Raw genomic sequence first — 13,133 nt, forward strand, 5'->3', positions numbered from 1 at the left:
ATAAATCCACACCAAAAAGTATAGAGCCAAAAAAATTAAACGAACGTCAATGTTACAAAAATAATCGGCGACGAGATAGAAATCAATCTTTCTATCCCGTCGCCGTTTTATCTAAATTAATATCTTAATCTTCATCCATTTGTAAGATAGCCATGAATGCTTCTTGAGGCACTTCTACAGACCCCACTTGTTTCATCCGTTTCTTACCTTCTTTTTGTTTCTCTAATAATTTCTTACGACGCGAAACGTCCCCACCATATAATTTGGCTGTTACATCTTTACGCAATGCTTTTATATTCGTTCTCGCAATAATCTTTTGTCCAACCGCAGCTTGGATTGGCACTTCGAATAATTGACGTGGGATAATGCCACGCAATTTCTCAACTAATTCACGACCACGCCCATAAGCAAAATCTTTATGAACAATCATACTAAAGGCATCGATTAAGTCGCCATTTAATAAAATATCCATTTTAACTAAGTTTGATGGTTTGTAACCAATAATTTCATAATCTAATGAAGCATAACCCTTAGTATTAGATTTTAATTTATCAAAGAAGTCATAAATAATTTCTGCCATTGGTAATTCATAAACAACATTGACACGATAATCATCTAGGTAATCCATGGTAATAAAGTTACCACGTTTGCGTTGCCCAATATCCATTACTGCACCAACAAACTCATTAGGCACCATAATCGTTGCTTTAACATAAGGTTCGAAAATTTGATCAACTTCAGTTGCTGGTGGCATCTTGCTTGGATTATCTACAATCACTTCTTCACCATTCGTCTTTAATACTTTATATATAACCGATGGTGCGGTCGTAATTAAATCAATATTAAATTCTCTTTCTAAACGTTCTTGAATGACATCCATATGCAGTAAGCCTAAGAAACCAGTACGGAAACCAAAACCTAATGCTTGAGACGTTTCCGCTTCGAATTCTAACGCGGCATCATTTAAATGTAATTTTTCCAATGCCTCTCGCAAATCATTATAGTCATTGGAGTCAACCGGATAAAGACCAGCAAAAACCATTGGATTTAATTTACGATAGCCTTCTAAAGCTTCTGCCGCCGGACGATCAGCTAATGTAATCGTATCCCCTACTCGAGTATCTTGAATCGTCTTAATTCCGGCCGTTAAATAACCGACATCCCCGACCATTAAATAATCACGCTTAATCGGTTTTGGAGAAAATACACCTACTTCGATTACTTCAAATTCTTTGCCATTACTCATTAAACGAATCGTGTCACCTGGTTTAACCGTCCCATTCACAATTCGGACATTTAAGACAACGCCGCGATAACTATCGTAAGCTGAGTCAAAAATTAAAGCTTGTAAGGGTTCATCAATATCCCCCGTCGGTGCAGGTACCTTTTCTACCACTTGTTCTAAAATTTGGTCAATTCCAATACCGGCTTTGGCACTCGCAAAAACAGCTTCACTGGCATCTAAACCAATAACATCTTCAATTTCTTGTTGAACTCTTTTAGGATCGGCTGCTGGCAAGTCAATTTTATTAATAACCGGTAAAATCTCTAAATCGTTATCCAATGCTAAATAAACATTCGCTAAGGTCTGCGCTTCAATCCCTTGAGCAGCATCGACAACCAATAGCGCCCCTTCACAAGCAGCTAATGAACGCGATACTTCATAAGTAAAGTCGACGTGACCTGGCGTATCGATTAAATGAAAAATATACTCTTCGCCATCATTAGCTTGATACTTCAACTCAACGGCATTTAACTTAATGGTGATACCACGTTCACGCTCTAAATCCATTGAATCAAGCAATTGGTCTTGCATCTCACGATCCGAAACCGTATGGGTTTGTTGTAAAATACGGTCGGCCAAAGTTGATTTACCATGGTCGATATGGGCAATAATCGAAAAATTTCTTATTTTTTGTTGTCTTTTTAACATATCATCTCTTAAAGACATAATTTCACATCCTTTTGCTTGAATTCAATAATAACTTATTTCAAGCTTTATACATACATGATTAATAGTAACAAATTTTTGCTTAATTGAATAGTCATTTTTATCATATTCTCTTAAGAATTGATTGACAATGATACTTTATACAATGCTATTATCGTATCAAACTATCCTTTTAGAAACAAATATTTAATTTTCAGTCATTTTGAGGCATTTTATCTTCCTCATCCCTCATGGCACTTTTCCACATAAATAAGAGACTGGATGAAACTCAATAAAATTTCTTCCCAGTCCCTTTTTATTTTCTATTTCTAGATTAGTAAAAATCGTATAAAATCTTTGACGTTGACGTTATATGATTGCTAATCAGCACGACCTACGCAAAAATAAAAGATTTTAAACTGATTAAATCTGCTCTTACTATCGACACATTTTATACTATGGAATATAGTAATAAGCGCCATTAGTTAAGATTTCAGCCACTTGATGGACTGACATATCTGGACTTAATTCATATTCTCCTGCTTGGATTAATGTATCTAAGCCCCAGTTTGCGATAATTTCTTGTAATTCAGCTGAATCTTGAATTATACCTTCATCTGCTAAACGATTCGCGATAGTCGTTGAATCTTCCCCTTCACTAATCGTGAAAGTAGTGGTTGAGCTCGCTTCAGCTGCCACTTCATCATTATTTCCATCCGTCGCTGCTTCCGTCGTTTCACCTTCGGCTACCGTACTTTCTTCACCACTGGTTGGTCCGATAGAATTACTAGAAGTTGTTTCTTCTTTCTTTTCTGATTGTTTGTTCATTTGCTCTTCTAAGGCTGACATATTCTCAGACAATTTTTGTTTTTCTGACTCTAACTTACTTTTTTCTTCTTGTAATTTACTTACTTCCTCACGATATTGTGCTAATTCCTTATCGTTATTAGAACCATTAAACAAAGAGTTAACCGTCACACCCGGTACCGGTACATTTCCTTGACCAAAAACAGCATAAGCACCTGATAATAACGCCGCACATAAAAAGCCAATTCCCATTGATCTTAATGTTTGTTTACTCATGAAATCATTCCTTTCTAACGATTTTCGATGTAATCATCAACAATCGTTTGAACGGTTTTAACATTCAAAGCTACATCAGTTGCAATTTCTTGCATGGTGAATCCTTGAGAATATAAACGAATTACTTCTTCTTTGGTTAATTCGGAAATTTCGGTAGTATCAACTACTTCAACTTCTTCTACTAATTGTTCTTCATCAGTAACTGTTTCGTTAGGATAATTTTGGTCACTATCATAAACTAAAGGAGCAGGTTCTTTTAATTCTTGCTCAATTTCAGCTACTCGTGTTTTAATATTATATAATTCTCTTGATTGTTGAATTTGAAATTCTTCTAATTGGTTTTCAATATTTTGATCGTCTTTTGCATAAATAGAAGCAATCAATAATACGATGGCGATTGCTAATAGTGCAATCACTAAAATCCATATATCCATAAGGCACCTCTTTCATTATTCATACTTTCTATTTTATTCAAAAAACTGAAAATTTTCAATAGTAATGCTATTACAATCAGATTAAGTTTTTCAAAAAAGTTGAAATAAATAGCGTACTGACAGTATAATAGAAGAAAGTATAGCTTTTTTATGGAGGAAATATGAAACAGGAAGAACATACAACCAAAGCCTTATATCTACTAAAGGATAAAGGTAAACATGGGTTATTCAAAATAATTTTTAGTCGTACCGGCGTTATTACCATTTTATTATTAGTTCAAATTTTCTTCCTCTTCTCAATGTTTAAGTGGTTTGGTGAATATTTTCCAATAATAAATGGTATTTCCCTTACATTCTCAAGTTTTATTGTTATTTATATTTTAAACTCACACAAAATTAGTTCCACTGCCAAAACAACCTGGATTATGGTAATTATGACTTTCCCAATCTTTGGTGGCTTACTCTTTGCTTACACTCAAAGTAATTTAGGACATCGAATTTTAGCGCGTCGCATAAATCATTCCATCGTCCGCAGTGAACATAAAGTTCGCCAAAATCCACAAGTGATAGAAAAGCTAACTAAAGTTAATGAAGGAACTGCTACCCTTGCTCACTATCTAAGATTAAATGGTAATTATCCTGTCTATAATCAAACGACAACTGAGTACTTTAAAACGGGTGAAGATAAATATCAAGCCATGATGATTGAATTAGAAAAAGCCCAACAATTTATCTTTTTAGAGTATTTTATTATCCAAGAAGGTGAAATGTGGGGACACATTCTAGAGATACTTGCCAGAAAAGCAGCCGAAGGGGTTGAGGTGCGTGTCATGTACGATGGTACCAATGCCTTTACCAAAGTTCCTTGGGATTATGATGCGAAGATTCGTCAATTAGGAATTCAATGTAAGATGTTCGCCCCGATTACACCATTTGTATCCACTCACTACAATTACCGTGATCACCGTAAAATACTGGTCATTGATGGGCATACGGCTTTTACCGGTGGCGTTAACTTAGCGGATGAATATATTAACTTAATTCACCGCTTTGGTCATTGGAAAGATACCGCCATTATGTTAAAAGGTGATGCGGTTAAGACATTTACCCTGATGTTTTTACAACTATGGAATATGGATGAAGAAAAGCCGCGTTATTCTGCTTATTTAAATGAAGCCAATCCCCTACCTAACAAACAAAATGGCTTTATCATTCCTTATGGAGACGAACCTTTTGATAATGAAAAAGTTGGCGAAAATGTTTATATCGATATCTTAAACCGTGCTAATCGATATGTACACATCATGACCCCCTATTTAATTCTTGATAGTGAATTAGAAAATGCTATCAAATTTGCTTCCAACCGTGGTGTGGAGGTAAAAATCATTTTACCAGGTATTCCTGATAAGAAAATTCCTTTTGCCCTTGCAAAAACATACTACGCCTCTTTAATGGATGCCGGTGTTGATATCTATGAATATACGCCTGGTTTTATCCATGCAAAAGTTTTTGTCAGTGATAATGATACGGCGGTTGTTGGTTCCATTAATTTAGATTATCGTAGCTTGTATCATCATTTTGAATGTGGTGTTTTACTTTATAAAACAGACTCGATTACCGATATTGAAGAGGATTTTCAAGAAACATTAGGAATGTCAGAACTTATCTTATTTGATAAACTGAATAGTCGTCCCTTTACTCAAAAATTAACAGGGTGGATCGTTAAAATCTTTGCGCCACTCTTATAAAAATGGGCCCTGATGGCTAAATTATTATTATAAAATTTGTCCAAATTATTCCATAACGTATATAAATTATTAATTTAAAAGAGACCGAGTAGACGTTTAATTGATGCGAAAGACTCGGTCTCTTCTTTTATGTTATAATAGAGGCTAAGTTTGTAAAAATCTTTAAGACGAAAGGATGTCCATGATGACCTATCAATATATTTTTATCGATTTAGACGATACGATTTTTGATTTTCAAAAAAGTGAACAAAAAGCCTTTAAAAAATTAACGGAACATATTGGTTTCCCCTACTCAGATGACCTATTCAACCAATTTAAACAATATAATCAACAACTATGGCATCAAATCGAATTAGGGACACTTACTAAGTCAGAACTACTCGCAACCCGCTTTCCGAATTTTTTTGAGCAGTTCGGTTTTTCGGTAGTATCGGATAATATGGATGATTATTTCCGTGATCAACTTGCAGAAGCTGGTGATTTGATTGATGGTGCAGAGAACTTCTTAATTACGCTACAACAACATCAAAAAACATTACTAGCAGCATCCAATGGCGTCTATCCAACGCAAATAAAACGTCTAAATCAAACTGGCATCATCGGCTATTTTGACTATATCTTTATCTCAGAAAAATTAGGCTTTAGTAAACCTGATACTCGCTTTTTCGAAGAATCATTTAAACAAATTAATGATTTTGATTTTGAACAAGCCATTATGATTGGTGATAGTCTTACCTCTGATATGCGTGGTGCGCACAATATTCAAATGCATTCGATTTGGTATAATCCTCACCAAAAGCAACAGCCAGACGACTTAACCATCACCTATCAAGCACAAAACTTCAAAGAAATATTAGATATTTTAATTTAAACTATCAGTGGACGAGCGATAAAATCCAGCACTTTGGTAAACTTGTCCACTTTTTATTCAACCTTTTATACTAATGAATTCTAATCAAGAGCAAAACTCAATCGTTTTTCAACTTTTTGTCTAATTCTTACTGTACGGGAGGTGAATAAACAATTCGAGAACCAATCGATTTGCTTCATTTTTTACTCCGATCAAGGTTTAAAAAAAACAACTGAATTCGTCTTTAACAGCCTTTTTTAAAACCTATACCTGTAAATTGTAATTTTATTTTGCATTAAATTTAAGGGGTGCTTTGCACTAATAAATCGAGTAGGAGACTAGCCATTAATTGACTAGTCTCCTACTCGATTTAAAATAGTCCTTTTTTCAATATATAAATACTTTAACTGCCATAAGCATACCCTTTTTCCAGTTCGTCTTTACTTGTAGTTATTTCTATTGTGATATGATCCTTTACACCCGATGTATGGGCAAGCTCTGCAATTTCTTCTTTGATTTCCCTAGTCTTGTTTATATCGGAAGAGTCTATAAGAACCGTAACGATAAGGGCATTTTCTTCTCCGTCCAGTGACCAAATGTGAAAATGAGAGAGGTCCTTTACAGCAGGAATATTGTTAATGGAGTTCGCCAGGTTCTCTACGTTTACATTTTCCGGCGAACCGTTCAATAAAATTTTCATTGTACTGAAAAATTCAGGTACAGTTTATAGAGGATATAGAGTGCTATCAAAATCGATAAGATTGGATCCAATCGATAAGCCTCGGTAAAGTTCATTACGATACTCACAACCAAGACCCCAATCCACCCTAATAGATCTTCTAGCATATGCAGGTTCAACATGCCTTCGTTTTTAGATGACCCTTTGCTTAGAATCCAAGCCGCATATCCATTCAATCCAATAGCCACGAGTGAAAGCCAAAACATGCCACTGTAATTAACCGGTTGCGGATCAATCAAACGTGGGATACTTCGGTAAATCATAAAAAATGGGCCGCCGATCAGTACTACTCCAGTTATCAACGCCCCTAATAATGAAAAGCGGTTATAACCAAAAGTGAACTGTTCATCTTGCTGCTTTTCTGAGTACCCCTGGAAAAAACAAGCGAATCCAATAGAAATGGAATCTCCTAAATCATGAACGGCGTCGGACATAATTGACACACTATTGAAAAGAGACCCAAAGAAAAATTCAATCATGGAAAAAATAAAGTTGATGAAAAAAGCAATTTTAATATTCTTATTCGGTTGATTTTGGTGCGAGTGATTTTCTTGTTTCTTTGACTTTGAAATTTTAAAAACCTCCATTTAGTTTTATACCTTATTAGCTTTTATTGTTCTTGTTCATTGATATGAGTTAAGACTTGTTCGAGAATACTGAAAACATGAAGATCATCAAGACTGTAAACCATGCTTTTCCCTTCTCTTCTTGCCTTCACTAAACGTGAATCTTTCAATATTTTTAGTTGGTGTGAAATCGCGGACTGTTCCATATCCAATGCAAGCACAATGTTTCCAACACTGAGCTCTTCTTTCTGTAAAAGAAAGAGAATTGACAAGCGTGTAGGGTCACTAATCACTTTGAATACTTTGCTTATTGATTGGATCTTCTCTTTATTGATTGGCGAAGTTGTTGATGTATCCATATGCTCTTATTCCTCTCACATGATTTTCTATTCATATATATAATACCACATGAGTAAAACGATGCTAGTTTTTTGTTTATAGACAAAATTAAGACTTTTGTATCAGCAATAGTAGTCCATTTGAATAAGAAGCATCTTGTCTTGACAAAACTCATACAGTGAGTTAATATGATTTTGTAAACATATGATTTGTTATTCATATGTAAAACGTAAAGATTCCGATTTACATATGGGACAACTGAAAGGAGTCAGAGACAATGGAAATTACTTGAATACTTCTCTTCTTTTAGTGGGAATTTGTGTGATTTAATAAGTAAATGAATGGAAATCAAAGGAATTATATAGGAAGGTGATAAAAATGGAAACTATCGAAGAACAACAATCTCAAGAAAAACATAATCACAACCACGACCATGACCATGAACACGGAAAAATGCCAATCGTTTTATACTTTATTGGTTTAGCCTTAGCGGTGATCGCTTTATTTTTGAATGAAGATTATCAGTTAATGCGAAATATTTTATTCTCAATCGCTACAATCAGTGCAGGATATCATGTCATTATTCTTGAAGGCCTTGGAGAAACAATCGAGAACTCCAAAGTTCAAAAAAAGTTCATGCCCAACTCTCACATTTTGATGGGATTAGCGGCCATTGGCGCTTCTTTAATGGGGAATTTTTGGGAAGGTACATTATTGATTCTTATTTTTTCTGGTGCACATTTTTTGGAAGATTATGCAGAAGGAAGAAGTAAACGAGAAATCACGAAATTACTCGAAATGAATCCAACGACTGCCCGGTTAATCCAGCCTGATGGCAGTACAAAAAATGTTGACGTCAGTGAATTAAAAGTGGGAGATAAACTTCAAGTATTGAATGGCGATCAAGTCCCCATTGATGGCGTCATTTTGTCAGGCTCTACGTCCATTGATGAGTCATCTATTAATGGAGAAAGTATCCCAAAAGAGAAGTCCAAAGGAGACGACGTTTTCGGAAGTACAATCAATGGAACAGGTACTTTCACAATGGAAGTCACTAAAGAAAATAAAGATACAGTATTTTCAAAAATTTTACAGTTAGTAAACCAGAACCAAGACAACCAAACAAAAGCTGCGAGTATAATCCAAAAATTTGAACCGAAATACGTTACAGTTGTTTTAATTGCCATTCCGTTATTCATGTTATTGGCTCCTTTTCTCCTAGACTGGACATGGTCACAAAGTATCTATAGAGGATTGGTCCTTTTAGTGGCAGCTTCACCCTGTGCTTTAGCAGCGGCTACTGTATCGGTAACTTTATCGACGACTTCTAACTTGGCCAAAAAAGGCGTCCTTTCAAAAGGTAGTTCTTACCTGTCTCAATTAGCCGATACTCAAGCCATTGCATTTGACAAGACAGGAACCTTGACTAAAGGAAAACCTGAAGTAACCAATTACTATTTTGCTGATTCCGTGAACGAAGAAAACATGATTGATATCGTAGTAGCTCTTGAAAAAGAATCCAATCACCCTTTAGCAGATGCTATTCTAAGAAAGTTTGAGCAAAAAAATAAACTAACTATCGAAGTAGAAAACCAGATCGGCAAAGGATTGACAGGAGATTACAAAGGGAGAAATTATCGTATAGGAAAACCGACTTCGTTTGACGATGTTTCAGATGAATATAGTCGTTTAAATAATGAATGGTCGTCAGAAGGTAAGACGGTCGTATACGTAGCAGTAGATGAGGCTGTTATAGGTCTTATTGCCCTCATGGATGTTCCGAGTGAGCATGCAAAAGAAACCATTGATTATTTCAAAGAACAAGGCATACACACCACATTAATTACTGGTGACTCAGAAATGACGGGTAAAGCTGTCGCTAAACAATTAGGAATAGATGAAGTGATTGCGAATGTCATGCCGGAAGACAAATCCAGAATTATAGACGAACAAAAAGAAAAATACGGTGTAGTTACCATGGTTGGAGACGGAGTGAATGATGCCCCTGCTCTCGTAAACGCAGATGTGGGAATCGCTATGGGAGATGGGACCGATGTGGCAGTAGAGGTATCGGATTTAGTTTTAATGCAAAACGATTTATCCAAATTGGTACAATCTCATAATATATCTACGAAAATGAATCGTGTCATTTGGCAGAATATTATTTTTTCAATGGCCGTTGTTGCCTTTTTAGTTGTCGTTAGTTTCTTAGGCTTAACGGATATTGCAATCAGTGTCATTATTCATGAAGGAAGTACATTGGTTGTTATTCTGAATGGGCTTCGATTGTTAAGGTCTAATTCTAAGCCTATCAAAAATTAATAACCTGTTTCAAATATTAACTAATTCTCGTTTTCATATGCCTCTGAAGTTTTGGAAACTTTAGAGGCATATTTTTATAAATCAGTTAGTATCAAAAACAATCGATTATGGGACGATTTTAAATAACAACTTTTATAGACTAGAAGAAGGGTTTTTAGAGCCAAAACTTTGCTCTTTATCTACGTATCTTTACCCACCCTTTATGATACAATTGAGAAAATCAAAATAGAGAAAGAAGAGGATTATGAGTGGGTATATTTATGGGTATGCAAGGGTAAGTACACGATCACAAGAATTGTCTCGTCAGTTGGATTTGCTCAATGAACATAACTGCAACGAAATACTGACCGAAAAAATGACGGGAACCAAAGCTAACCGTCCGCAATTAAATCGGCTGAAAGATAAATTGCGTCCAGATGATACAGTTATCGTGGAAAGCTTCTCTCGTTTGGGGCGCAGCACAAAAGATTTAATTGATCTTGTAAATTACTTTGAAGAACATAATGTAAAGTTGATCAGCTTAAAAGAGAATTTTGATACGGTCACTCCCCAAGGGCGACTTATGATGACTGTGTTTCAAGCATTTAGTCAATTTGAACGAGATTTGATTGTTGAACGCACAAAAGAAGGTTTAAAAAGTACTCGAGCTAGAGGGCGAAAAGGCGGGCGTCCTCCTGTGAACCAACGAGATATTGAACGAGCAATAAAATTGTACAAAAGTGAAGAATATAGTGTGAAAGAAATTGTTGAGATGACAGGAATCAGCAAGTCAACGCTTTATCGTTACTTGGATAAATAAAAATTGACGATTAATTTTATTTAATCGTGGGAAAGAGGTGTTCTCATGAACCAAGAACTTCCTCCATTAACTTCATATTCAGAAGAACTACGACAAAATGCGATGGATAAATATCAAGTGATTGCCCCTTATCTTAAGCATGAAGAAAGTTTGAGTAATATTGCTGAAGAATCAGGGGTTCCAAAAAGAACTTTATACCATTGGGTAAATCAATATCAACAATCAGGGTTTAAAAGATTGATCCGAAGAAAGCGCTCGGATTCAGGAAGCTTTAAAGTAGAAGAAAATGTACAAGAAGAAATTAAAAATCTTATATTTGAAAACAAAAAAACACCTTAACTTCTATTCATCGGAAAGTCTGTAAAATTTGTAAAAAGAAAAATTGGGCCCCGCCTAGTTACAATCAAGTATATGCGATTGCTAAAAATCTGTCGCCACAATTAAAGGAACTTGCTCATAAAGGAAAAAAAGAATATCAAAATAATTATGATTTGGTTTATCGTCGTGAGTCTTATTATCCCAATGAAATATGGCAGGCTGACCACACTCCCTTGGATATCCTTGTTTTAAACGAAAAAGGAAAGCCTGAGAGGCCATGGTTAACAATTATTTTAGATGATTATAGCCGAGCAGTTGCAGGGTATTTCCTTAGTTTTCAAGCTCCTTCTGCTATTCAAACTTCTTTAGTTTTACACCAAGCAATATGGAAAAAAAGCAACTCTGATTGGCAAATATGCGGTATACCTGAAACTTTCTATACCGATCACGGAAGTGATTTCACTTCAAATCATTTGGAGCAAGTCGCAATTGATTTAAAAATCAATCTTATTTTTTCTACGGTAGGTATGCCAAGAGGACGGGGGAAAATAGAACGTTTCTTTTTAACAATTAATCAATTATTTTTGCAAGATTTACCAGGTTACATTGGGAATCAAAATACTTTAAATCTTCTTACGATAAAAGAGCTTGATGAGAAATTAGCGCATTTTATTATATATGACTATCACCATAGAGTGCATGGCACTACAAAACAGGAACCTATAAAGATGTGGAATAATTCAGGATTTCTTCCTCATCAACCAGATAGTCTAGAAAGTTTAGATTTATTGTTATTAAATGTTGGAAAGCCAAGAAAAGTTCATTCTGATGGAATTCACTTCCAAGGTTTAAGATATATTGACACCAATTTAGCAGCTTATGTAGGTGAAACTGTTATCATTCGATATGATCCAAGAGATATTGCTGAGATTCGTGTATTTTACAAAGACCAATATTTATGTACGGCAATTTCTCCTGAAATTTCTGATTACGAAGTCGATTTAAAAGAGATTGTTGCGGCACGTAATAAAGCACGGAAAAACCTTGAAAATCAGCTCCATTCTGGAAATAATATTGCGGAAGAACTTATTTCATCTAAGCAGAAAGAGTTAGATAATCCTGTAAACAAAAAAGATTCTAAGAAGTCAAAAATTAAGAGGTATTACAATGAATAAAACACCCTATTTTATTGAAACAAAAGAATATAAACGCTTTGTAGAATTTTGTCAGGCATGTATCAAATACAAATATATCGGAATTTGTTATGGATTACCCGGAGTTGGGAAAACTTTATCCGCTAAGCAATATTCAAATTGGAATTGGGTCGAAAAACAAATTGATTACAAAAAATCGGAAGAAATCGGAATGAATGCAGATGAAAAAATCCTTGAAGCGAAAACAATATTTTACACCGCTCCAGCCATACGGGCGACTAAAATGACGAATGAAATCGATATGATCGGTGGTAAAATGGGTATGGTTAAAAGTATGTATAGAGTTCTTCAGTTAGGAGCAGAAGAAAAATACTCAACGAATGTGTATGAAGAAATTGATCTCATTATTATTGATGAAATAGATCGATTAAAAGTACAGCATTTAGAACAATTAAGAGATATTTATGACCAAAAAGATGTGGCTATGATCTTTATTGGAATGCCGGGTATAGAAAAGCGATTGGCTCGTTATCCTCAACTCTACTCGAGAATAGGTTTTGCCCATGAATTTGACAGATTGAGTAAAGACGAGATCCACCATATTCTGGAATACAAATGGGAAGAGTTAGGATTATCTGTCCAACTGGAAGATTTTGCTAATTATGAAGCTGTCACTAGTATTATTAAAATTACCAGTGGAAACTTTCGACTTATCCAAAGACTTTTCACCCAAATCGAAAGAATATTAGAAATCAATAACCTTGAAACTATCACGACAGAAGTAGTGGAAGCTGCACGAGATAGTTTAGTCATTGGAGTAAAATAAGGGCTCTATGTCAAGTAGTGTTGGT

General features: G+C 35.1%; 13 protein-coding genes. 7 read left to right on the forward strand and 6 right to left on the reverse strand.

Annotated elements, in window-relative coordinates:
- Positions 1-124: 124 nt before the first annotated feature.
- The 3 genes from lepA to HMPREF2811_RS02330 all read right to left on the reverse strand — a co-directional run bounded on the left by lepA (position 125) and on the right by HMPREF2811_RS02330 (position 3,447).
- On the reverse strand, positions 125-1,951 hold the full coding sequence (gene lepA, locus HMPREF2811_RS02320; protein WP_071407926.1) for a translation elongation factor 4: 1,827 nt from the start codon (positions 1,949-1,951) through the stop codon (positions 125-127).
- Between the two features lie 435 nt (positions 1,952-2,386).
- Positions 2,387-3,013, reverse strand: a complete 627-nt coding sequence (locus HMPREF2811_RS02325) for an endolytic transglycosylase MltG (protein WP_071407927.1) — start codon at positions 3,011-3,013, stop codon at positions 2,387-2,389.
- A gap of 14 nt (positions 3,014-3,027) precedes the next feature.
- Complete coding sequence (locus tag HMPREF2811_RS02330; protein ID WP_071407928.1) at positions 3,028-3,447, reverse strand: helix-turn-helix domain-containing protein; 420 nt, start codon at positions 3,445-3,447, stop codon at positions 3,028-3,030.
- 161 nt (positions 3,448-3,608) lie between these two features.
- Here HMPREF2811_RS02330 and cls point away from each other — a divergent pair, with 161 nt between their 5' ends.
- Together cls and HMPREF2811_RS02340 are read left to right on the forward strand one after the other, a co-directional pair.
- A complete protein-coding gene (gene cls, locus HMPREF2811_RS02335) occupies positions 3,609-5,195 on the forward strand; it encodes a cardiolipin synthase (protein ID WP_210386531.1) in 1,587 nt (528 codons plus the stop codon).
- Between the two features lie 184 nt (positions 5,196-5,379).
- The gene (locus HMPREF2811_RS02340; protein ID WP_071407929.1) at positions 5,380-6,066 is read left to right on the forward strand and encodes a YjjG family noncanonical pyrimidine nucleotidase; all 687 of its coding nucleotides are present in this window, start codon (positions 5,380-5,382) and stop codon (positions 6,064-6,066) included.
- 382 nt (positions 6,067-6,448) lie between these two features.
- Here HMPREF2811_RS02340 and HMPREF2811_RS11700 read toward each other — a convergent pair whose 3' ends face one another.
- The 3 genes from HMPREF2811_RS11700 to HMPREF2811_RS02350 are packed head-to-tail and all read right to left on the reverse strand — an operon-like array spanning position 6,449 to position 7,709.
- Positions 6,449-6,745, reverse strand: a complete 297-nt coding sequence (locus tag HMPREF2811_RS11700; RefSeq protein ID WP_246829792.1) for a cation transporter dimerization domain-containing protein — start codon at positions 6,743-6,745, stop codon at positions 6,449-6,451.
- Positions 6,742-7,371, reverse strand: coding sequence for a cation diffusion facilitator family transporter (locus HMPREF2811_RS02345; RefSeq protein WP_246829793.1), 630 nt, complete (start codon positions 7,369-7,371; stop codon positions 6,742-6,744). Before HMPREF2811_RS02345 ends, HMPREF2811_RS11700 begins: the two co-directional genes overlap by 4 nt.
- A gap of 23 nt (positions 7,372-7,394) precedes the next feature.
- A complete protein-coding gene (locus tag HMPREF2811_RS02350) occupies positions 7,395-7,709 on the reverse strand; it encodes an ArsR/SmtB family transcription factor (RefSeq protein WP_048728532.1) in 315 nt (104 codons plus the stop codon).
- A gap of 358 nt (positions 7,710-8,067) precedes the next feature.
- Between HMPREF2811_RS02350 and HMPREF2811_RS02355 the strand changes: the two genes are divergently transcribed.
- From HMPREF2811_RS02355 to HMPREF2811_RS02370, 5 genes are all read left to right on the forward strand, one after another.
- A complete protein-coding gene (locus tag HMPREF2811_RS02355) occupies positions 8,068-10,011 on the forward strand; it encodes a heavy metal translocating P-type ATPase (RefSeq protein ID WP_066124459.1) in 1,944 nt (647 codons plus the stop codon).
- Positions 10,012-10,255: 244 nt separating this feature from the next.
- Positions 10,256-10,810 (forward strand): recombinase family protein, encoded by a 555-nt coding sequence (locus HMPREF2811_RS02360; RefSeq protein ID WP_071407930.1) that lies wholly within the window; start codon positions 10,256-10,258, stop codon positions 10,808-10,810.
- Positions 10,811-10,855: 45 nt separating this feature from the next.
- A complete protein-coding gene (locus HMPREF2811_RS11705) occupies positions 10,856-11,149 on the forward strand; it encodes a helix-turn-helix domain-containing protein (RefSeq protein ID WP_246829794.1) in 294 nt (97 codons plus the stop codon).
- Positions 11,150-11,301: 152 nt separating this feature from the next.
- Positions 11,302-12,303: a Mu transposase C-terminal domain-containing protein gene (locus HMPREF2811_RS02365; protein WP_002330463.1), complete on the forward strand. Its 1,002-nt coding sequence runs from the start codon at positions 11,302-11,304 to the stop codon at positions 12,301-12,303.
- The gene (locus HMPREF2811_RS02370) at positions 12,296-13,108 is read left to right on the forward strand and encodes an AAA family ATPase (RefSeq protein ID WP_002316690.1); all 813 of its coding nucleotides are present in this window, start codon (positions 12,296-12,298) and stop codon (positions 13,106-13,108) included. The genes HMPREF2811_RS02365 and HMPREF2811_RS02370 overlap by 8 nt, the downstream gene beginning before the upstream one ends.
- Positions 13,109-13,133: the final 25 nt, after the last annotated feature.

The organism is Globicatella sp. HMSC072A10, assembly GCF_001811625.1.
GTDB lineage: Bacteria > Bacillota > Bacilli > Lactobacillales > Aerococcaceae > Globicatella > Globicatella sanguinis.

What these genes read in the sequence shown, in the direction of transcription:
- lepA (WP_071407926.1), bottom strand. Translation starts at nt 1,951, where the DNA reads ATGTCTTTAAGAGATGATATGTTAAAAAGACAACAAAAAATAAGAAAT.
- HMPREF2811_RS02325 (WP_071407927.1), bottom strand. Translation starts at nt 3,013, where the DNA reads ATGAGTAAACAAACATTAAGATCAATGGGAATTGGCTTTTTATGTGCG.
- HMPREF2811_RS02330 (WP_071407928.1), bottom strand. Translation starts at nt 3,447, where the DNA reads ATGGATATATGGATTTTAGTGATTGCACTATTAGCAATCGCCATCGTA.
- cls (WP_210386531.1), top strand. Translation starts at nt 3,609, where the DNA reads ATGAAACAGGAAGAACATACAACCAAAGCCTTATATCTACTAAAGGAT.
- HMPREF2811_RS02340 (WP_071407929.1), top strand. Translation starts at nt 5,380, where the DNA reads ATGACCTATCAATATATTTTTATCGATTTAGACGATACGATTTTTGAT.
- HMPREF2811_RS11700 (WP_246829792.1), bottom strand. Translation starts at nt 6,745, where the DNA reads ATGAAAATTTTATTGAACGGTTCGCCGGAAAATGTAAACGTAGAGAAC.
- HMPREF2811_RS02345 (WP_246829793.1), bottom strand. Translation starts at nt 7,371, where the DNA reads ATGGAGGTTTTTAAAATTTCAAAGTCAAAGAAACAAGAAAATCACTCG.
- HMPREF2811_RS02350 (WP_048728532.1), bottom strand. Translation starts at nt 7,709, where the DNA reads ATGGATACATCAACAACTTCGCCAATCAATAAAGAGAAGATCCAATCA.
- HMPREF2811_RS02355 (WP_066124459.1), top strand. Translation starts at nt 8,068, where the DNA reads ATGGAAACTATCGAAGAACAACAATCTCAAGAAAAACATAATCACAAC.
- HMPREF2811_RS02360 (WP_071407930.1), top strand. Translation starts at nt 10,256, where the DNA reads ATGAGTGGGTATATTTATGGGTATGCAAGGGTAAGTACACGATCACAA.
- HMPREF2811_RS11705 (WP_246829794.1), top strand. Translation starts at nt 10,856, where the DNA reads ATGAACCAAGAACTTCCTCCATTAACTTCATATTCAGAAGAACTACGA.
- HMPREF2811_RS02370 (WP_002316690.1), top strand. Translation starts at nt 12,296, where the DNA reads ATGAATAAAACACCCTATTTTATTGAAACAAAAGAATATAAACGCTTT.